This window comes from Halobaculum roseum (assembly GCF_019880245.1).
Classification (GTDB): Archaea; Halobacteriota; Halobacteria; order Halobacteriales; family Haloferacaceae; genus Halobaculum; species Halobaculum roseum.
In genome coordinates this window covers 1,608,735-1,626,793 of sequence record NZ_CP082286.1, presented here as the reverse complement: position 1 = coordinate 1,626,793, position 18,059 = coordinate 1,608,735, and the positions used below count along the sequence as shown (strand labels likewise).

The 18,059-nt window shown below is 71.1% G+C and carries 18 protein-coding genes; 7 read left to right on the top strand and 11 right to left on the bottom strand.

The window, feature by feature from the left end; translation table 11 throughout:
* Positions 1-71: 71 nt before the first annotated feature.
* Together K6T36_RS08220 and K6T36_RS08215 are read right to left on the bottom strand one after the other, a co-directional pair.
* Complete coding sequence (locus K6T36_RS08220; RefSeq protein WP_222920861.1) at positions 72-1,085, bottom strand: tyrosine--tRNA ligase; 1,014 nt, start codon at positions 1,083-1,085, stop codon at positions 72-74.
* A gap of 63 nt (positions 1,086-1,148) precedes the next feature.
* The gene (locus tag K6T36_RS08215) at positions 1,149-2,279 is read right to left on the bottom strand and encodes an ORC1-type DNA replication protein (protein ID WP_222920860.1); all 1,131 of its coding nucleotides are present in this window, start codon (positions 2,277-2,279) and stop codon (positions 1,149-1,151) included.
* A gap of 326 nt (positions 2,280-2,605) precedes the next feature.
* Between K6T36_RS08215 and K6T36_RS08210 the strand changes: the two genes are divergently transcribed.
* Positions 2,606-3,238, top strand: coding sequence for a response regulator (locus K6T36_RS08210; protein WP_222920859.1), 633 nt, complete (start codon positions 2,606-2,608; stop codon positions 3,236-3,238).
* Between the two features lie 45 nt (positions 3,239-3,283).
* Here the strand turns inward: K6T36_RS08210 and K6T36_RS08205 are convergent, their stop codons facing one another.
* A complete protein-coding gene (locus K6T36_RS08205; RefSeq protein WP_225935078.1) occupies positions 3,284-5,302 on the bottom strand; it encodes a MutS-related protein in 2,019 nt (672 codons plus the stop codon).
* A gap of 198 nt (positions 5,303-5,500) precedes the next feature.
* A complete protein-coding gene (locus K6T36_RS08200) occupies positions 5,501-5,779 on the bottom strand; it encodes a hypothetical protein (protein WP_222920858.1) in 279 nt (92 codons plus the stop codon).
* 143 nt (positions 5,780-5,922) lie between these two features.
* Between K6T36_RS08200 and larE the strand changes: the two genes are divergently transcribed.
* The gene (larE, locus tag K6T36_RS08195; protein ID WP_222920857.1) at positions 5,923-6,822 is read left to right on the top strand and encodes an ATP-dependent sacrificial sulfur transferase LarE; all 900 of its coding nucleotides are present in this window, start codon (positions 5,923-5,925) and stop codon (positions 6,820-6,822) included.
* Between the two features lie 41 nt (positions 6,823-6,863).
* Here the strand turns inward: larE and K6T36_RS08190 are convergent, their stop codons facing one another.
* The 6 genes from K6T36_RS08190 to tatC (K6T36_RS08165) form a co-directional block, all read right to left on the bottom strand.
* Complete coding sequence (locus K6T36_RS08190) at positions 6,864-7,547, bottom strand: histidine phosphatase family protein (RefSeq protein WP_222920856.1); 684 nt, start codon at positions 7,545-7,547, stop codon at positions 6,864-6,866.
* A 110-nt stretch (positions 7,548-7,657) separates the two neighbouring features.
* A complete protein-coding gene (gene arsN2 / locus K6T36_RS08185) occupies positions 7,658-8,191 on the bottom strand; it encodes an arsenic resistance N-acetyltransferase ArsN2 (protein WP_222920855.1) in 534 nt (177 codons plus the stop codon).
* Positions 8,181-8,468, bottom strand: coding sequence for a hypothetical protein (locus tag K6T36_RS08180; RefSeq protein WP_222920854.1), 288 nt, complete (start codon positions 8,466-8,468; stop codon positions 8,181-8,183). The genes arsN2 and K6T36_RS08180 overlap by 11 nt, the downstream gene beginning before the upstream one ends.
* A gap of 45 nt (positions 8,469-8,513) precedes the next feature.
* Positions 8,514-9,389, bottom strand: a complete 876-nt coding sequence (arsM, locus tag K6T36_RS08175; RefSeq protein ID WP_222920853.1) for an arsenite methyltransferase — start codon at positions 9,387-9,389, stop codon at positions 8,514-8,516.
* Entirely contained in the window at positions 9,382-9,756 is a 375-nt protein-coding gene (locus tag K6T36_RS08170) for an ArsR/SmtB family transcription factor (RefSeq protein WP_222920852.1), read from the bottom strand. The genes arsM and K6T36_RS08170 overlap by 8 nt, the downstream gene beginning before the upstream one ends.
* A gap of 248 nt (positions 9,757-10,004) precedes the next feature.
* Positions 10,005-11,393 carry a twin-arginine translocase subunit TatC gene (gene tatC / locus K6T36_RS08165; protein WP_222920851.1) on the bottom strand — a complete coding sequence of 463 codons (1,389 nt, stop codon included), beginning with the start codon at positions 11,391-11,393 and terminating at the stop codon, positions 10,005-10,007.
* A 113-nt stretch (positions 11,394-11,506) separates the two neighbouring features.
* On the opposite strand from tatC (K6T36_RS08165), the gene tatC (K6T36_RS19175) reads away from it, so the two are divergent.
* The 3 genes from tatC (K6T36_RS19175) (at position 11,507) to K6T36_RS08150 (ending at position 15,412) form a co-directional block, all read left to right on the top strand.
* The gene (tatC, locus tag K6T36_RS19175; RefSeq protein WP_222920850.1) at positions 11,507-14,290 is read left to right on the top strand and encodes a twin-arginine translocase subunit TatC; all 2,784 of its coding nucleotides are present in this window, start codon (positions 11,507-11,509) and stop codon (positions 14,288-14,290) included.
* 187 nt (positions 14,291-14,477) lie between these two features.
* The gene (locus K6T36_RS08155) at positions 14,478-14,690 is read left to right on the top strand and encodes a ribbon-helix-helix domain-containing protein (protein ID WP_222920849.1); all 213 of its coding nucleotides are present in this window, start codon (positions 14,478-14,480) and stop codon (positions 14,688-14,690) included.
* Positions 14,687-15,412 carry a queuosine precursor transporter gene (locus K6T36_RS08150; protein ID WP_222920848.1) on the top strand — a complete coding sequence of 242 codons (726 nt, stop codon included), beginning with the start codon at positions 14,687-14,689 and terminating at the stop codon, positions 15,410-15,412. Before K6T36_RS08155 ends, K6T36_RS08150 begins: the two co-directional genes overlap by 4 nt.
* 22 nt (positions 15,413-15,434) lie before the next feature.
* On the opposite strand, the gene K6T36_RS08145 is transcribed toward K6T36_RS08150, so the two are convergent.
* Positions 15,435-16,238: a 23S rRNA (uridine(2552)-2'-O)-methyltransferase gene (locus K6T36_RS08145; protein ID WP_222920847.1), complete on the bottom strand. Its 804-nt coding sequence runs from the start codon at positions 16,236-16,238 to the stop codon at positions 15,435-15,437.
* Between the two features lie 183 nt (positions 16,239-16,421).
* Here K6T36_RS08145 and K6T36_RS08140 point away from each other — a divergent pair, with 183 nt between their 5' ends.
* Positions 16,422-17,033: a hypothetical protein gene (locus K6T36_RS08140; RefSeq protein WP_222920846.1), complete on the top strand. Its 612-nt coding sequence runs from the start codon at positions 16,422-16,424 to the stop codon at positions 17,031-17,033.
* Positions 17,034-17,133: 100 nt separating this feature from the next.
* Positions 17,134-18,003, top strand: a complete 870-nt coding sequence (locus K6T36_RS08135) for a DNA adenine methylase (RefSeq protein WP_222920845.1) — start codon at positions 17,134-17,136, stop codon at positions 18,001-18,003.
* Positions 18,004-18,059: the final 56 nt, after the last annotated feature.

Below are 18,059 nucleotides of genomic sequence, written 5' to 3'. Positions count from 1 at the left end.
GACCGCGGCGGCCGTGGTCACGAACTCGAACCGGTTTTTCGTCGCGGTACGCGTTCAGCTCCGGTCCAGCGTTACGCGTCCAGCTCCCGTAGTACCTCGCGGCCGGGCGCGATCAGCTCGTTCAGGTAGTCCGCGAGCGCGCCCTTCGCGTCCGCGGGGTGAAGTTCGCCCGACTCCAGGTCCGCCGCCAGCGACTCGTAGTCGTCGTATTCGAGGTCGCCGCCGTACTCCTCGGGGCGCTCGACGACGACCGCGTCGAACCGCGGGAACACCGAGTACTCGAAGATCTCCAGCACCGGGTTCTCGCGCTCGTTGCCCTCGTCGTCCGACTCGGGGTCGCGCGTCGGCGGGCAGAACGCGCCGTTGATCTTCTCGGCGATGTCCGCCTCGGAGTCCTCCATCGAGATGGTGGTGCCCGACGAGGAGGACATCTTGCCGACGCCGGTGTCGAGGTCGGCGAGGATCGGCGTGTGGAGACACGGCCGCGCCTCGTAGGCGTGGTCGCTCTCGCCGTCCATCGCCGGGATCTGTTCGCGGTGGAGCATGTGGACCTTCCGCTGGTCGAGGCCGCCGACCGCCAGATCGAGATCGAGGTAGACGATGTCGAGCGCCTGCATCAGCGGGTACACCAGGTGGCTCACCTTCGCGGTGTCGCCGCCCTGGATCTCCGCCATCGCGCGTTGGGCCCGGTTGAGTGTCGTCGACACCTCGAGCTCGTGGGTGTCGAGGACGTACTCCTCGTCGAGCTGGAACTCCGACCCGTAGACGAACTCCGTCGCGTCGGCGTCGAGCCCGTACGCGAGGAACTGGTCGCGCATACGCTCGGCGGTCTCGCGGATCTCGGCGAACGTCCCCTTGTCGTTGAGGTAGGCGTGCACGTCCGCGAGCAGGACGACGACCTCGAAGCCCGCCTCCTGCAGGTCGATGAGCTTCGTCGCCGTCAGCATGTGGCCGATGTGGAGGACGCCCGACGGCTCGTATCCGACGTACACTCGCTTGCCCTCCGGGTCGTCGGCTAGCGCGCGTACCTCCTCGTCGGTGACCACCTCGGTCGCGTTCCGGGTGATCAGCTCGTAGGCGTCCATACCCGAGGGTGTCGCGTGCGCCGAGTATGTCTTTCGGATGTGTGCGACGCCGTGTCGACGACGCTATCCTTCGATCCGCTCCAGCACCGGCTCGGGGTCGTACGCCAGCGAGATCGACCGCGACCGCCCGCGCCCCTCGACCTCGGCGTACTCCGTCTCGACGAGTCCGAGTTGGTCCAGCTTGTTGACGATCTCCGAGTACCGGGTGTAGCCGAGGTCGGTCCGTTCGTGGAACGCCTCGTACACCGAGCCGGCCTGCTCGCCGTCGTGCTCCGCGAGCACCTCGACGAGCGCCGTCTCCGACTCCGAGAGGCCCCGCAGGCTGCGCGAGAGGTGGACGTACTTCGACTTCTCGTACGCCTCCTCCACGTCCTCGACGCTGATCGTTCGGGAGGCGCGCATCTCGGCGTTGAGCCCCGCCCGGCGGAGCAGGTCGATGCCGACACGGAGGTCGCCCGACTCGGCGGTCAGCTCCGCCACGCGGTCGAGTTCCGTGGCGCCGAGGACGCCGTCGTGGAAGCCGCGCTTCGCGCGCTCGCGGAGGATGTCGACCACCTCGTCGGCGTCGTACTTCGGGAAGAACACCTCCTCCGGGCGAAACACCGACTGCACCCGCGAGTCCAGCTCCTCGATCACCGACAGCGAGAGGTCCGAGGAGACGCAGATCACGCCGACCTTCGCGCCGGCGTGGGCCTCGTGCGCCCGCAGCAGCGAGTACAGCGCGTCGGAGGCCTCGTTCTCGTAGAACAGGTAGTTCACGTCGTCGAGCGCCACCGCGAGCACCTCGTCGTCCTCGACGAGTCGGTCGGCGATCTGGCCGAACAGCTTCTTGAACGAGATGCCCGAGGAGGGCGGCTCGTAGTCGAAGATCCCTTCGAAGATGCGCGAGAACACCGCATAGCGGGTCGAGTCGACCTGGCAGTTCACCCTGACTGTGCGCACGTCCGTCTGCGCGCGAAGCTCCGAGAACAGCTTCTGGACCGAGGTGGTCTTCCCGGTCCCCGGCGGCCCGCGGACGACGGTGTTGAGCGGGCGCGAGCCGCGCGCGGCCGGCCGGAGCGCGTACTTCAGCGACTCCAGTTGGCTCTCGCGGTGGCGGAACGTCTCGGGGACGTAGTCGATCTCGAAGACGTGTTCGTCCCGGAAGACGGACTCGTCCCACGACAGCATCCCGTCTTCGGGGTCCCCGGCCATGATACCGAACCCTCGCTCGCCCGACCACTTAATCGTTCCCCGGTGCCGGAGTGAAAGTGAAATAGAGATCGATACGTCGAATACCGGCGGTTCAGCCACGATACGGTTTCAGTATCGCCCCGGTCGTCGGCCGTGTCTCGGGCGGGAGTGGTCCGGCCGACGGAAGGGATTCACCGCCGTCCTCGCGACGGGCGACCCGTCCCTGGCTTGTCGCGGCGAAGCCGACACGTCCCCCTCCCAGTCCGGCGCTTTCGCCGGCTGAATCCGACTTAATCCGGCGAACGCGTCGAGGGGGTTGAGGGGGATCCCGGCCGTGGCCCGGATCGATGACGGAAGACATCGACGACACCGAGGGTGAGGACGGTCCGACCCGGACGGGCCGTCCCCACGTGCTCGTCGTCGACGACGAGGTCGACGTGCGCGAGCTGTACGCGGAGCAGCTCGCCGCCGAGTACACGGTGTCGACGGCTGCATCCGGATCGGAGGCGCTCGACGTGCTCGACGACTCGGTCGACGTGGTCCTGTTGGACCGCCGGATGCCGGGGCTCCACGGCGACGACACGCTCGAACGGATCCGCGCGTCCGGGACCGACGTGCGCGTCGCGGCCGTCTCCGGCGTCGCCGTCGGCGTCGACGTGGTCGGCCTCCCGGTCGACGCGTACCTTGAAAAGCCGGTCGACCCCGAGGACCTCCGGGACGCGGTCGACCGCCTCGTCCGTGTCGCCCGGTACGGCGACCGCGTCCGCCAGTACTTCGCGGTGATGCACAAGCAGGCCGCCCTGGAGGGGTCGGGCGTCGCGCCGACCGACGGCGAGTACGGCGAACTCGCCCGCCGTCGCGAGGCGCTGGAGGCGGGGTTCGACGACCTCCACGCGCGCCTCGATCACGAGGACTACGAACTCCTGTTTCGCGACCTCGGGGACGGCGGACACGACTCCCCCGCCGATCTGTACGCCTGACGCGACCGATCCGGTGTTCGGGTTCGCCCGCCGTTCGATCCCGCCTCAGAACTTCTCCAGCAGCCCCTCGTAGAATGCCGGGTCGCCGCCCGAACCGGACCCGGATCCGCCGGCCGCGTCGTCGCCGGCTTCCCGCGCCAGCTTCTCGACGATCAGCTCGGGCGTCGACCGCGCGAGGTGGTCCTTCCGGGGCGAGCGGTTCACCACCAGCTCGCCGTCCTCCAGCCCCACGGCCTCTATCCCGTCGACGGCCACGTCGACGGCGGCGGCCTCGCGGATCTGGCGCGCGAGGTGGGAGACGAACACGCCGGTGGCGCCCTGCTCGTCGAGGGCCTCGAGGATGCCCGCGATGATCTTCGCGGAGGCGCCGGGCTCGGTGATCGACTCCAGCTCGTCGACGAGGACGAGCCGCCCCTCCGCGCCGGCGACGAGGTCGCCGAAGTCGCGCAGCGTCGCCTCGAACGCGCCGGCGTCGAGCGTCCCCTGCGACTTCGCGTAGTAGTGCAGCTCCGAGACGCGCCCGACGCGCGCCGCATCGGCGGGAACCGGCAGCCCCATGTGCGCGAGGGTGACGATCAGCGCGACGAGATCCAGCGTCGATGTCTTCCCGCCGGAGTTCACCCCCGACAGCAGCGTCACGCCCGAGACCGCGTAGTCGACGGGCTCGGCCTCCGCGAAGGGAACGTCCAGCAGCGGGGAGCGCCCGCCCTCGATGTCGAAGCCGGTCCCCTCGTCGTCGATCTCGGCGACGACGCAGTCGAAGTCGCGGGCGAACCGGGCGACCGCGAGCTCCACGTCCAGTTCGAGGGCGTCGGCGACGAGGTCGTCGGCGGGCCCGCGCAGCGCGGCGAGATCCGTCGCGAGGTCGGACTTGAGCGTCGCCGCCCGCCGGTCGCGGGCGGTCTTCAGCTCGGTGCGCAGGCGGTTCAGCGGCTCCTCGTTGTGCTCGGTCGGGAACGTCGGGTCGCCCGCGAAGATCCGCTCGGTGAACTCCGCCTCGCTCTCGTCCAGTCGGAGCGCGTCCGCGAGGTGCTCGCGCGCCTTCCGGATCGCGGCGTCGTACTCGTCGGCCAGCTCCCGCGAGAGGAGGCTGTCGACGCGGGCGCCCTGCTCGACCAGCGAGAGGAAGTCGGTCCCCTCGATGGTCACGTCCTGCTCGCGGATGGCCTCGCGGAGGTGGTCGTTGGCGACCGACTCGGCCGTCGACACCGCGGCGTCGAGGTCGTCGACGGCGTTCGCGAGCCGAGTCAGCTCCTCGTCGCCGCGGACGGTGCCGTCGTCGTCGAGCCGCGAGAGCGCGTCCCGGAGCGCCTCGGGGTCGAGGCCGGGCTCGATGCCGGCGGCCTCGTGCACGTCGAGCGCCGCCAGCAACTCGGCGCGGTTCTCCGCGAAGAACGCCAGCAGGCGCTCGGGAACGACCTCCTCCGGGTGGTTCTCCGGGTCGGTGATGACGCGCACGTCGCCGTCGACGTCGACGCCGGCGAACTCCTCGTCGAGCGCGACGACGGTGGCGTACGACCGCGCGAGCTCGGCCAGATCGCGGGCGTCCTCGACGACCTCGACGGAGAGTTCGGGGAACGCGTCCTTCACGGCCGCGTAACGCTCGGCGTCGGCGGTCGCGAGCGCCCGCTCGCGCACCCGGAGGCCCCGCGGTTCGCTCGGCTGTTCGACCGCCTCCAGCGCGTCGAGAACCGCCTCGTCGGGGTCGCGCTCGACCGCGTCGGCGGCCCACTCGCGCACCTCCTCGATGCGCGAGGGGGTCGCGGAGGGGTAGATCGTCCGCAGGCGCTTCTCGGCGTAGTCGGTGACGGCGCGCTCCTGCAGGAGGCCGAGCGCGTCCTCGTACACCTCGCGGGCGCGGTCGGTCGCCAGCCAGCCGCCGGGGTCGTCGTGGCGTTCCCGGATGGCGCCGCGGGCGATGGCGGCCGCCCGGCCCTCGGTGACCCCGCGGGCCCGGGCGAGCGTCGCCACGTCGCCGCGGCGCAGCGCGGCCTCCGCGCCGTCCAGATCCGCGAGGGCGTCGGCGGTCTTCTCGCCGACGCCGGGGACCGACGTGAACTCCATTCGGCACCCGGTAGCGCGGCGGGGGTCAAAACCGTGCCGGGGAGCGCGCGGTCGGGGGAGCGAACGGAGTGAGCGACCGAGACCGCGAAAACGCGAGCGAGGAACGGAGTGACTCGCGAGCAGGGCGAGGTCGACCAGCGGGAGACCTCGATGCGAACGGCGAACGGAGTGAACCGTGAGCGCAACGAGACCGCCCAGTCAGCCCCGGTCGTCCGCGCCGCCGAGGAGGTCCCAGCCGACGCCCCGGTCGACCTCGGCGATGAACGACTCCGCGCTGTCGACGGGGCCGTGGTCGTCCGCGACGCCGCCGTGTCGGTCCCCCTCGACGACCCGGCCGCGGTCGTCGTCGTAGTAGAACGGGGTTCCGTCGCGGCTGATCCCGAACAGGTACGCGCCGTCGATGTCGGCCGGCACGTCGGAGTGGTCGCTCCCGTTCATGTCCTCCGGGTCGACCGCGTCGGGACCGGATGTGGACACGTTCGTCATGTCAACTGCCAACATGGTGAACGTTGTGGCGGAGGGCGGGTCCGGCTCGCGTCCGCACACGACCGACCGTCGGGCCGGTCCCGCGCGTCGCCACGTTCGGACGACTTTTGCGTCGTCACCTCCTCGTTCGGCGCATGGACGACGACGTGGCGGCGAAGGCGGCGGCCGCGCGCGAGCTACTCGCCGAGCGCGACGGCGCCCTCGTCGCCTTCTCGGGGGGCGTGGACTCGTCGGTCGTGGCGGCGCTCGCGCGCGACGCGCTCGGCGACGACGCGGTCGCCTGCACCGCGAAAAGCGAGACGCTGCCGGCGGAGGAGTTGGACGACGCGACCCGCGTCGCCGACGACATCGGCATCGACCACGCGATCGTGGAGTTCTCCGAGCTTGACGACCCGAACTTCGTCGCCAACGGCGACGACCGGTGTTACCACTGCCGGACGATGCGGCTCTCGCGGATGTACGAGGCGGCCACGGAGCGCGGCATCGGCACCGTCTGCGACGGAACGAACGCCTCCGACCCCGGCGAGGGACACCGGCCGGGGCTCCAGGCCGTCGAGGAACTCGACGTGGTGTCCCCCCTGCTGCAGGCGGGCATCACGAAGGCGGAGGTCCGTCAGATCGCCGACCACTACGGCCTCGACGTGGCCGACAAGCCCTCGATGGCGTGCCTCTCCTCGCGTATCCCGACCGGACTGGAGGTGACCGAGGAACGTCTCACCCGCATCGAGAAGGCCGAGCGCCTGCTGCGCACGTGGGGGTTCTCGCAGTTCCGCGTCCGCGACCACGACGGTCTCGCGCGCATCGAGGTCGGCGCCGACGAGCTGGAGTCGGCGCTGAACGCCGACTTCGTCGCGGCCGCCCGCGACCACATGCTCGATATCGGCTTCGACCACGTCACGCTCGACCTCCAGGGGTACGAGACCGGGAGCGTCAGCCCCGCGAGCGACGCCGAGGAGGCCGACGAACAGTCGGTGAACCGCGACGGCGAACCCGTCGTCGAGGACGTGTTCGCGCGCGACTACCCGACCTCGTAGGGTCGAACCAGAAGCACCGCTGCTGCCGCTCCAGCTCCCGCTCAGTAGTTCTCCTGCGTCGTCGCCTCCGGCAGGAACGACGTGACGTTCTCGCGGACCAACTCGGCCGTCGCCGACCCGCCGGTCGCGACGCCGTCGCCGCCGCGGGCGGAATCGTCGGCGACGTGCACCTCGTTGACGGCGCAGTTCCCCTGGTCCTGGTCGAGCACCGCGGCGACCACGTCGAGCCCCTTCAACTCGCCCGTGACGACGTACAGCGGGCCGCCGTGGGCGACGACGGCGACCGTCTCGTCCGGCCCGACCTCCCCGCGGAGGTCGGCGAAGCCCTCGCGGACGCGCGCTCTCATGTCGAGCAGCGACTCGCCGCTCTCGGGGACTGTCTCGGCGGCGGCGTAGCCGATCTCCGAGAGGGTGTACTCGGGGTACGTGCCGAACAGGCCGTCGTAGGTGAGCCCCTGGAACCGGCCGAAGTCGCGCTCGCGCCACCGTGCGTCGAACGTCGCCGCCGCGTCCGTCGCACGCGAGACGGCGCGGGCGGTCTCGGCGGCGCGCTCCAGATCGGAGGCGACGATCCGGTCGACGGCGTACTCGGTGCCGAGGAAGTCGGCGAGGGCGTCGGCCTGCTCGCGGCCGCGCTCGGTCAGCTCCGTCGGCGCCCAGCCCTGCACGCGGCGGTCGCGGTTCCACGGCGTCTCGCCGTGGCGACACAGGAGGATCGTTCCCATCGAGCGTGGGTGGACGGGGAGACGGGAAAAGTGTGCCCGGGGTCGACGCCGGACGCGACGCCGGCGGCGAACGCGACACTGACGGCGCCGGCAGCGCCTGGGGTCGCCCGCTACTCGGTCGCCCGATCCCCGACTCGCTTGCGCATGCAGGTCGCCGACGACGGACACAGGTCGGCGAACTCCGTCGTCGACCGGACGCTCGCCGGGACGTGCTCGCGGGAGATCGGCTCGTATCCGAGCCGCTCGAAGAACCCGGCCGCGGTCGTCGTCAGGAGATAGAGCGTCTCGATGCCCTCCCTCCGGGCGCGATCCTCCAGAGCGGCACACAGCGCCGTCCCGTACCCGTCGCCGCGGCTCGATCCCTCGACCACGACCGACCGGAGGAGGCCGTCGGAGCCGTACCGCTCGACGCCGCCGGCCCCGACGACCGCGTCGCCGTCGCGGGCGAGGTAGAACCGTCCGGGTCCCGTTCGCACGTCGCTCGTCGGGAGGTCGTTCGCGGCGAGCAGCGCCTCGACGCGGTCGAGGTCCGCGGCGTCCGCCTCCGTCAGTAGAACGGTGGGCCCACCGGGGTCTCGCCGTTCGTCCGCGCCTCCGTCCGGCCTTCCCTCGTCCGCCCCCGCGCCGGGCCGATCAGGCGACATCGTCGACCGGCGGCTTCGCGACGGTGATCCGGAGCCGGCCGCCCAGATCGACGGTGAACTCGCGACAGACGCGGACACAACGGACCGCGGCGGCCGCCCGGGGGGTTCCGCGGCGCACGGCGACGCCGGCGAGGAGGAGCGTCAGGGCAGCCGCCGGGTTGCTGACGGCCCACAGGGACGCGAGAAGCCCCGCGATCAGGGCGTACCCCGCGATGACGCTTCCCCAGCTCGACTGTTCGACTCCTGTACGATCGCTCGGATCGGGTGCTCTGTGCATGGTGGTGTCGGAAGTGGTGTCTGTAGTGTGGTGTCGCGACGGCGGTCACGCCGCCGTCTCTTCGGTCGCGGATTCGGGGTCGTTCGTCGGCTTTCGCGCCTCGATCGTCGCCGCGGTCAGGTAGTCGGCGAGGTCGCGGTCTGGGTCCCACTCGCGGATGAACGACTCGCTGTCGTCCTTCGGCTCGATCGCGACCTCGACGAAGCCGGCGTCGGCGAGCATCGATTCGAGCGTCGGGATCGCGGCCGCGCCGCCGACGCAGGCGCTCACGGACGCGGCGTCCCCGCGGATGTCGCTCGGGAGGTCGGCCGTCGCCACCACGTCGGAGACCGCGAGGCGACCGCCGGGCCGGAGCACGCGGTACGCCTCCGCGAACACGCGCCGCTTGTCCGCCGAGAGGTTGATCACGCAGTTCGAGAGGATCACGTCGACGGTTCCGTCGGCGACGGGGAGGTGTTCGATCTCGCCGAGGCGGAACTCGACGTTCGTGGCGTCGTTCGCCCCGACGTTCTCGCGGGCGCGCTCGACCATCTCGGGGGTCATGTCGACGCCGACGACGCGCCCCTCCTCGCCGACCTCGCGGGCCGCGAGGAAGCAGTCGAAGCCGCCGCCGGAGCCCAGGTCGAGGACGGTCTCGCCCGGTTCGAGGCTCGCGATGGCGGTCGGGTTGCCGCAGCCGAGGCCGAGGTTCGCGCCCGCGGCGACGGCGTCGAGGTCGTCCTCGGTGTACCCGAGTTCCGTCCCTCCCTCGGCCGCGGGACCCTCGGTTCCCCCACAGTCGCCGCCGTCGTCGCCGCAGCACGACGACGACCCCGAGCCGATTTCGGCGATCTCTCCGTACCGCTCCCGCACGGCGGCTCGCTGCCGTGCGGGGTCGAGACCGTCGCCGTCCGTCGTCGGCGCGTCCTCGCCGTCAGTCATCGCCGGGCCCTCTCGTCTCGTCGAGCACGGCGAGGAGCCGCTTCGCTCGCGGCGTCGCGCTGTAGTAGCGCCACCGGCCCTCCTTGCGCCGCTCGACCAGCCCGGCGCCGAACAGCCGAGAGAGCGCCTGGCTCACCGCGCTCTGGCTCACGCCGAGCGACGGCTCCAGTTCGCAGACGCAGACCCCGTCCTCGTCGCTCGCGACGAGCCGGAGCGCCTCGTAGCGCGTATCGTTGCCCAGCGCCGCGAGCGTCTCGACGTCGTCGGCGACGTCGTCGTCGCGCAGGTCGTGGGTCGCCGTGCAACACCCCGCCGACCGACCGCGTTCTCCGTCGTCCGTCCCGGGTTTCGGCGTCTGGTTGCTCATTTTAGTATATGCTAATATTAGATTCTACTAATATAAGTGTTGTCCCGTGGACGAGCAGGGGTCGGGATGTGGCGACCGACGACGGCAACCGGTGTCCGAAGCGCCCCTCGGGACGGATCTGCGGCCTCCCGTCGTCGGCGGAACCTGACGGCACCGGCGCGGGCGCTCACGGAGATCGGTGTGTGACAGGAGAGCGACGGACCGTCAGTCGACCGAGGCGGGCCGGGTCGCGATCGGCGTGGCCGCGGCTAGTTCCCGGTCCAGCGCAACAGCGCGAGCGTCCCCTCGAACAGCGCGATCATCGTCGCGCCGACGATGATGGGCGCCATCCCGGTGGGGTCCGGCGAGACGATGAACGCGAGGCCGACGAACGCCGACCAGAACAGCAGCCGGCGGTCCTCCATCCACTCGCGGGTCACCAGCCCCATCATGATGGCGAGCTGGATGAACAGCGGGATCTGGAAGACGACGGCCATGTAGCCCATCATCAGGAGGATGAGGTTGAACGTCTCCCGGAGGCTGAACGCGAGCACCGCGCTCTCCTCGGTGTAGCTGATGAAGTAGTCGAAGATGACCGGGAGGACGATGAAGTGCGTGAACGCGACGCCGACGAGCCCGAGGATCAGGCTCGTCGGCACCGCCGCGAGGTAGTAGCGGCGCTCGTGGGGGTACAGCCCGGGGCGCATGAACCGGTACGTCTCGTAGACGAACACCGGCAGCCCGACGAGCAGGCCCGCGAGCGACGCCACCTTCAGCTTGGTGAGCAGGAACTCCAGCGGGCCGTACACGCGGGGCTGGTTCTGCTCGAAGCCGACGTGGGTGTCCCACAGGAACTCGATGATCTGCTCGGCGCTCGGCACGGTCGGCGAGACGGTGCCGATCAACAGCACCGCGACGACGACGACGCCGGCGATGCCGAACACGATGCCGAGCCGGCGCATCATCTCCTCGATGTGCGCGGCCAGCGGCATCTCCTGGTCGGAGTCGGGGCCGCCGGCCTCGCCGCCGCCGAGCGCGCCGACGCCCTTGTTCACCGCCTCCATCCCCTTCTCGGCGGCGGTCATGGCGCCCCCGCCTCCGTTCCCGTCGTTCGCGGCGGACTGTCCGCCGCCGGAGCGCTCGCCGGCGACCGCGTCGGGCACCGGCTGCGACTCGTCGACCGCCGGGGCCTCGCCGGCGGTCGGAGCCGGCTCGATCGATCCTCGACCGGTCGCGTCGTCACCGCCGTCATCGTCGTCGCCGCCGGTGTCCACGCCGTCGGTATCGCTGTCGTCCGTCGAACCGTCGCCGTCGTCGTTGCTGTCGTGGGTATCGTCGCCGTCGCTGTCGCCGTCACCATCGCCGTTGGTGTCACCGTCGCCGTCATCGTCGTCCTCGAACGGACTGCGGCGGTCGATTCTCGACTCCTCGTCGGTGGGCCGATCCTCGGACCCGGCCGAGTCGTCGGTCTCGCCGTCGTCGCGTTCGGCATCGTCGTCGGATCCGACATCGTCGCCGACACCGCCCTCGTGTTCGTCGGCCGCGGACTCCGACGGCTCGACGGACTCCGCGGGGTCGGTGGACTCGGCCGTCTCGGCGTCGCCGTCGCCGTCGGGCGCGGCCGACGGCTCCTCGGGCGGATCCGAGTCCCCGGTCATGGAAGGGGTTCGCCACCGGTCCGTTATAGGCCTTTTCTGATGGCGTCACCGGAGGCGCCGACGCGACGCGGTTGTTGAAAAGGTTGATAACCGGCAAGTCGCTCTCATCCGGTATGTCGAGCGCGCTCGACGAGGACACCCGACGGTCGTTGGCGGACGGCAGGGCCACCGCCGGCGCGATGCTCCGGTCCGCCCAGAAGGACCTCCAGAAGGTGTTCCTCGTCTTCCTCGCCGGGTTCATGGGGACGTTCTACGCCCTCCGGCTGTACGTCTGGGACTTCCTCAAGTCCGTCACGCGCGCGCAGCTCAGCGAGGCCGCCGGCCAGGAGGTGGAGATCATCGCGCAGACGCCGTTCGACGTGATCCTCCTCCAGGCGAAGATCGGGCTGATCGTGGGGATCATCGTCGGGATCCCGCCGCTGCTGTACTTCTCGCGGGACGCGCTCCGGGAGCGCGGGGCGTGGCCGCAGGCGCCGGTCGCCCGCTGGAAGCTCGTGGTCATCTTCGTGCTCGCCGTCGGCCTGTTCGCCGGCGGGGTCGCCTACGGCTACCTCGTGTTCTTCCCGTTCATGTTCGCGTTCCTGGCGAACAACGCGCTCTCGGCGGGCATCCTCCCCACCTACTCCATCGTGAAGTGGGCGCAGTTCATCGCGCTGCTCACGTTCTCGTTCGGCTTCGCCGCCCAGATGCCGCTGGCGATCACGGGGCTGTCGTACGCCGAGATCGTCCCCTACGAGACGTTCCGCGAGAAGTGGCGCCACGCCGTCGTCGGCATCTTCGTGTTCGGCGCCGTGTTCTCGCCGCCGGACCCGTTCACGCAGGTGATGTGGGCGGCGCCCCTGCTGCTGTTGTACGGCGCGTCGCTGTACCTCGCGAAGGTCGTCGTCACCGCCAGACGCGGCAGCGAGCGCATCGACGCGGCCGCGACCGCGCGGCTCCACTGGAACGTGCTCGCCGGCGTCGGCGTCGGCGTCGCCGCCGCGGTGTACCTGTTCTACGCTCGCGGCGCCGCCGCGGCCGTCAACGGCGTCGTCGCCGGGACGGGGCTGACGAACTACCGGTTCGCGACCGATCTCCCGGTACCGGCGCTGGCGGCGCTGGCGGCCGGCCTCGGGATCGCGGCGGCAGTCGTGGCGCTCGCGTACTACGTGTACGCCGAACTCGACGAGACGACCGCCGTCGTCGGCGACGCCGGCGACCCCGACGCGATCGACCTGCTGGCGCTCGACGAGACGGGAGTGCGCGCCGCTCCGCCGGAGGCGTTCGAGGGGATGACCGAACCGGAGGCGCTCGAGGCCGCCTCCACCGCTATGGAGGCCGACGAGCCCGGGAAGGCGCAGGCGATCCTCGACCGCTTCGACGAGGCCGTCGCCGCGGGCGCGGCCGGGGCGGCCGAGGAGGACGCCGGCGACGGCGACGCGCCAGCGCGGTCGGGCCCGCCCCGCGACCTCTTCGCGGGCGACGTGAGCCCGGTCGGAGCGATCCGTCGGGGCACGGGCTTCGTCGACTGGCGCGGCCGGTTCGGCTCGCTGTGGAACGTCCTCCTCGGCATCGCCGGCGTCGTCGCCGCCGCCGGCTACGTGCTCGTCGAGCGCCCGACGCTGGCCGACTCGGTCCTCGTCGAGTACGGGACGAGCGCGGGAGCGATCCTCGCCGCCCTCGGCGTGAGCGGCACCGCGGCGCTCGTCGCGTTCGCCGCCGCCGGGATCGGGCTGGCGCTCCTGCTCGCCGGGCTCCTGGGGCTGTACTTCGCCTACGCCGCGGGCACCGACCCCGACGCCGTCGACATCGAGGTACTCACGGTCGACGAGGTCCGCCGCGCCCCCGACGCTGTGTTCGCGGGGCTCTCCGAGCGGCGCGTGAACTACCTCGCGGACCGCGCGGCCGCCGCCGGCGACTCGGCGAAGGCCCGCGCGGTGCTGGACCGCTTCGACGAACTGCAGGCGGCTCGCGAGGCCGCCGAGTCGTCGTCGGGCGCCGACGCCGCGGGGGGGAGCGGGGGCGGCCCGTCGATCCCCGGCCTGTCGGACGACGCCGGCGACCGGGCCTCGCGCGCGACCGGGACGCTCCTCGAGGGGGTCACCGACGGCGAGCGCGACGAGGACGACATCGGGGGCTACTACGACGACCTCGCCTTCATCGCCGCGTCGCTGCGCTCGCGGCTGTTCGTCCTGGTGTCGGTGTTCGGCGTCACGCTCGCGAGCGTGTTCGCGTTCCTCTATCTCGGCGGGATCGGCGACGTGAAGAACAACTTCGTGAACCGCATCCCCGAGGAGATCGTCGGCGTCGGCGCCGAGAACTTCGGCGTCATCGTGCTCCACCCGGTGGAGGCGCTCATCTTCGAGGTGAAGATCTCGACCATCGCCGGCGCCGTCGCGGTCCTCCCCTTCATGGCGTACTACGCGTGGCCCGCGCTGCGCGACCGGGGGTTCGTCCGCGGACGGAGGCAGGTCGTGTTCGGCTGGGTCGCCGCGCTGTTGGCGGGGCTCCTGGGCGGCCTGGCGCTCGGCTACACCGTCATCGCGCCGGCGGTCATCTCGTGGCTCGTGAGCGACGCGCTCGCGGCCGGCATGGTGATCAGCTACCGCATCAGCGACTTCGCGTGGCTCGTCTTCTTCACCACCGTCGGGATCGGGTTCCTCGCGGACGTGCCCGTCCTGATGGTCCTGCTCAACACGACGGGCGTGTCGTATCAGGCGATGCGCTCGCGCTGGCGCGAGGTGACGGTCGGCATCATGCTCGTGGCGGCGCTGTTCACCCCGGCGGACGTGTTCACGATGTTCCTCGTGACGATCCCGCTGATGGCCGCCTACGGCGTCGGCCTGCTGATCCTGTGGGTGCTGACCCTCGGGGGCCGGCGCAACCTCGCCGAGCCGACCGTCGATCTGACCCGCTGACGGCGCGCTCGCGCCCGCCGCCTTCGTTCGGAGGCCTTCGCCCCCGGAAACGGGACACCCGCGTCGCTCGCGCTCGCCGTGTTCGGGAAGCACCCGCCCCGCCCGATCCCGGCTCTCGCGAGCGGTCGCGCTCGGTGCGTCGGCGCCGAGTGCGAAGCTTCAATTATTCGCCTACGAACCTCGTGGTATGCCCAAGATAAGCGTCGAGATGCCCGGGGAGCTCCTCGCGGACCTGGACGAGCACGTCGGCGACGACGGGAAGTTCGTGAACCGTAGCGACGCGATCCGTGCGTCGGTTCGCAAGACGCTGGACGTGCTCGACGAGATCGACGCGCGCCACGGTCGGCTGGCCGAGGAGGGCACGGAGGGGAAGCAAGCGACGGAGGGAGACGCCGAATGAGCGGCGCCGACGGCGTCGCCGTCGCGGAACCCCGCCGGCTGAACGTGCCGCTGGCGGCGGTCGTGCTCACCGCCCTGTTCGTCGCCGCGCTGGTCACCGCGCAGGTCATCTCGGCGAAGCTGCTCGCGGTCTCGCTGCCGGTGCTCGGCGCCGTCACTGCGCCCGGCGGGACGCTCGCGTACGCGGTCACCTTCTTCGCCTCCGACTGCCTCTCGGAGCTGTACGGCAAGTCGTACGCCCGGAAGGTGGTCAACGTCGCGTTCGCGATGAACTTCGTCCTGCTGGCGCTGGTGTTCGCGACCATCGCGACGCCGGCGGCGCAGGGGTCGGTCGACCCCGCCGCCTTCGAGACGGTGCTCGGCCTCTCCGGGAACGTCGTGCTCGGCTCGCTGGCCGCCTACGTGATCAGCCAGAACTGGGACGTGATCGCCTTCCACCGCATCCGCGAGTTCACTGACGGCGACGCGCTGTGGCTGCGAAACGTCGGCTCGACCGCGTCGAGCCAGCTCATCGACACCGTCGTGTTCACGCTCGTCGCGTTCGCGGTCGCGCCCGCCGTCTTCGGCGTCGGCGCGGCGCTGCCCACGCCGGTGCTCGTCTCGCTCGTCGTCGGGCAGTACGTCCTCAAACTCCTCATCGCGCTGGTCGACACGCCGCTGGTGTACGCGGCGGTCGCGCTCGTCCGCCGCGAGGAGAGCGACGCCGCCGGCGTGAGCGCCTGAGGCGGCAACGCGAAAACGGGGATCAGTCGACGCGCTCGGCGAACCCGAACCGCGGCTTCACGTCGTCGACGACGACCTCGACGGTCTCGCCGGCCTCGGCGCCGGGGACGAACAGCGTGTACCCGTCGACGCGGGCGACGCCGTCGCCCTCCTCGCCGACGTCGGTCACCTCGACCGTGAGCCGGTCGCCCGCCGCAACGGGCGAGTCGGTGCGGCCGCGGGCGATCAGGTAGCGCTCGGAGGAGCGCTTCCGGCTCGCCTCCGGCGTGTACGCCCGGACGTACTGGAACTGCGCCTCCACGTCCTCGCGGAAGTCGGCGAGGTCGGGGCCGTCGAACACCTTCACGACGAAGTCGCCGCCGGGCCTCAGGAGTTCGAGCGCGGTGTCGAACGCCTGCCGGCAGAGGTGGATCGACCGGGCGTGGTCGAGCTGATACTCGCCGGTCATGTTCGGGGCCATGTCCGAGACGACCAGGTCGACGGGTCGCTCGGGCTCGGTGTCCTCGTCGGGGTCCGGGTCGACGCCGAGCGCCTTCCGGAGGTAGTAGCGCGTGCGCTCCTCGGTCATGTCGCCGCGGACCGTCTCGACGTGCGGGTGATCGAGGTCGTCGATGCGCTGGAGGTCGACGCCGACGACGCGGCCGGCCTCGGTCACCTCCTCGGCGGCGACCTGGAGCCAGCCGCCTGGGGCGGCGCCCAGGTCGACGACGGTGTCGCCGGTGTCGAACAGGTCGACCTCCTCGTCGATCTGCCGGAGCTTGTAGGCGGAGCGCGCGCGGTAGCCCTCCTGTTTCGCCCGGTTGTAGTAGTCGTCCTTGCGAGCCATGGTCAGTTACCCGTCCGTTTCGTGTGGACGCGGGTAACTCGTTCGCTCGGCGGGCACGCGACCCGAGCGGAGCCGGTCGGAGGCGACGGGATCGGGAGGAACCGACGGAACCGGGAGGGATCGAGCGGCTCGCGTCGACCCGAACCGAAACGCCCAGGGAGATCCCGGGGACTGCGTCACGGTATGTCCGCCTCGATCGCGTCGACGTACTCCGCGGCGTTCGCGCCCGAGTTGTTCGTGCTCCTGTGCGGGCTGGTGGCCGTCGGCTACGAGTTACGACGGTCGGACGGGCGGTCGAGTCGGCGGTCGTGGGCGGCGGTCGCCGCCCGGCTGGGCGTACTCGGGTTCGGCTGGGTCGTCGCGTTCGCGGTCTATCAAGGGATCCCGGTACTCCTCGCGGCCGCGCCGGCGTGGACGACCAACGCCACCGGAAGCGTGGGGCTCGCCGTCGGGCTGCTGGTCATCCGTGGCTGGTGGCGACGGGCCGGCTGGGGGCCGGTCGTCCCCGAGTACGCCCTGTTGCTCGTCGCCGTCACCGTGCCGCATCTCGTGATCACGCCGGTGTGGGACCTGTCGAGCCACGTGCTGTACGCGGTGGTTCCAGCCGGGTTCCTGACGCTCGTCGACCGGCGGGCGGCGCCGCTCGCGCTCGTCGCGCTCGGGATGGTCGTCGCCCGCCCCCTCGCGGGCGCCCACACCTGGCCGGAGTCGTTCGGCGGGTTGGTCCTCGGCGTCGCGGCGCTGGCGGCGTACGCGTCGGTCGCGGGCGTCGACGGCCCGGGACGGGCCGCGTAGCCGCGGAGACATCCCTGCGCCGGATGCACCACGCGTCCGGGTCGCCGACGCGACGCTTGCCAGCGTTTAAGAACGCCGCCGCGCGAGTGTCGCCAACAGGATGGTCGAGCCGATCCTCAAGTGGGCCGGCGGCAAACGCCAGCTGCTCCCCGAGATCACGGGCCGGTTCCCCGTCGAGTTCGAGCGGTATCACGAGCCGTTCGTCGGCGGCGGCGCCGTCTACTTCCACCTCGAACCGGAGGGCGGCTCGATCAACGACCTCAACGACCGGCTGGTGACGCTGTACGAGGTCATCCGCGACCGCGATCCCGAAGCCCTGATCGCGGAGAACAGGTCCCACGAGCACGACGAGGAGTACTACTACGACGCCCGCGACGAGTTCAACGAGCTCCACGAGCTCGACGACAAGACCGCGGACGAACGGCTCCGGGAGGCGTCGCTGTTCGTCTACCTGAACCGGACCTGCTTCAACGGGCTGTACCGCGAGAACAACAGCGGCGAGTTCAACGTCCCCGTCGGCCGCTACGCCAACCCCGACTGGGTGCAGGCCGACCGGATCCGCGCGCTCCACGACGTGTTGCGGGACACGGCGATCCACAACGGGGACTTCGAGTACGTCCGCGAGGAGGCGTCGGAGGGGGACCTCGTCTACTTCGACCCGCCGTACGAGCCGGTGTCGACGACCGCGGACTTCACCGACTACCACGCCGAGGGATTCGACAGAGAGGATCAGCGACGCCTGCGCGACCTCGCGGTCGACCTCGATGCGATGGGCGTCTCGGTCGTCCTCTCGAACTCGCCGCCGGTCGCGGAGCTGTACGAGGACGCCGAGGCGTTCACCGTCCACGTCGTGGAGGCGACGCGGGCGATCAACAGCGACGCCGACAACCGCGGCGAGGTCGCGGAGGTGCTGATCACGAACGTCCCCGAGGCCCGACAGCGACGGACGACGCTGTCGACGTTCGAGTGAGACGCGGGGGGACGCCGCGGCGTTCGTCCGGGGAGGCGTAACGGCGTCCGCCGGCC

Coding starts and splice junctions, on each gene's coding strand:
- K6T36_RS08220 (WP_222920861.1), bottom strand. CDS start 1,085: ATGGACGCCTACGAGCTGATCACCCGGAACGCGACCGAGGTGGTCACC.
- K6T36_RS08215 (WP_222920860.1), bottom strand. CDS start 2,279: ATGGCCGGGGACCCCGAAGACGGGATGCTGTCGTGGGACGAGTCCGTC.
- K6T36_RS08210 (WP_222920859.1), top strand. CDS start 2,606: ATGACGGAAGACATCGACGACACCGAGGGTGAGGACGGTCCGACCCGG.
- K6T36_RS08205 (WP_225935078.1), bottom strand. CDS start 5,302: ATGGAGTTCACGTCGGTCCCCGGCGTCGGCGAGAAGACCGCCGACGCC.
- larE (WP_222920857.1), top strand. CDS start 5,923: ATGGACGACGACGTGGCGGCGAAGGCGGCGGCCGCGCGCGAGCTACTC.
- K6T36_RS08190 (WP_222920856.1), bottom strand. CDS start 7,547: ATGGGAACGATCCTCCTGTGTCGCCACGGCGAGACGCCGTGGAACCGC.
- arsN2 (WP_222920855.1), bottom strand. CDS start 8,191: ATGTCGCCTGATCGGCCCGGCGCGGGGGCGGACGAGGGAAGGCCGGAC.
- K6T36_RS08180 (WP_222920854.1), bottom strand. CDS start 8,468: ATGCACAGAGCACCCGATCCGAGCGATCGTACAGGAGTCGAACAGTCG.
- arsM (WP_222920853.1), bottom strand. CDS start 9,389: ATGACTGACGGCGAGGACGCGCCGACGACGGACGGCGACGGTCTCGAC.
- K6T36_RS08170 (WP_222920852.1), bottom strand. CDS start 9,756: ATGAGCAACCAGACGCCGAAACCCGGGACGGACGACGGAGAACGCGGT.
- tatC (WP_222920851.1), bottom strand. CDS start 11,393: ATGACCGGGGACTCGGATCCGCCCGAGGAGCCGTCGGCCGCGCCCGAC.
- tatC (WP_222920850.1), top strand. CDS start 11,507: ATGTCGAGCGCGCTCGACGAGGACACCCGACGGTCGTTGGCGGACGGC.
- K6T36_RS08155 (WP_222920849.1), top strand. CDS start 14,478: ATGCCCAAGATAAGCGTCGAGATGCCCGGGGAGCTCCTCGCGGACCTG.
- K6T36_RS08150 (WP_222920848.1), top strand. CDS start 14,687: ATGAGCGGCGCCGACGGCGTCGCCGTCGCGGAACCCCGCCGGCTGAAC.
- K6T36_RS08145 (WP_222920847.1), bottom strand. CDS start 16,238: ATGGCTCGCAAGGACGACTACTACAACCGGGCGAAACAGGAGGGCTAC.
- K6T36_RS08140 (WP_222920846.1), top strand. CDS start 16,422: ATGTCCGCCTCGATCGCGTCGACGTACTCCGCGGCGTTCGCGCCCGAG.
- K6T36_RS08135 (WP_222920845.1), top strand. CDS start 17,134: ATGGTCGAGCCGATCCTCAAGTGGGCCGGCGGCAAACGCCAGCTGCTC.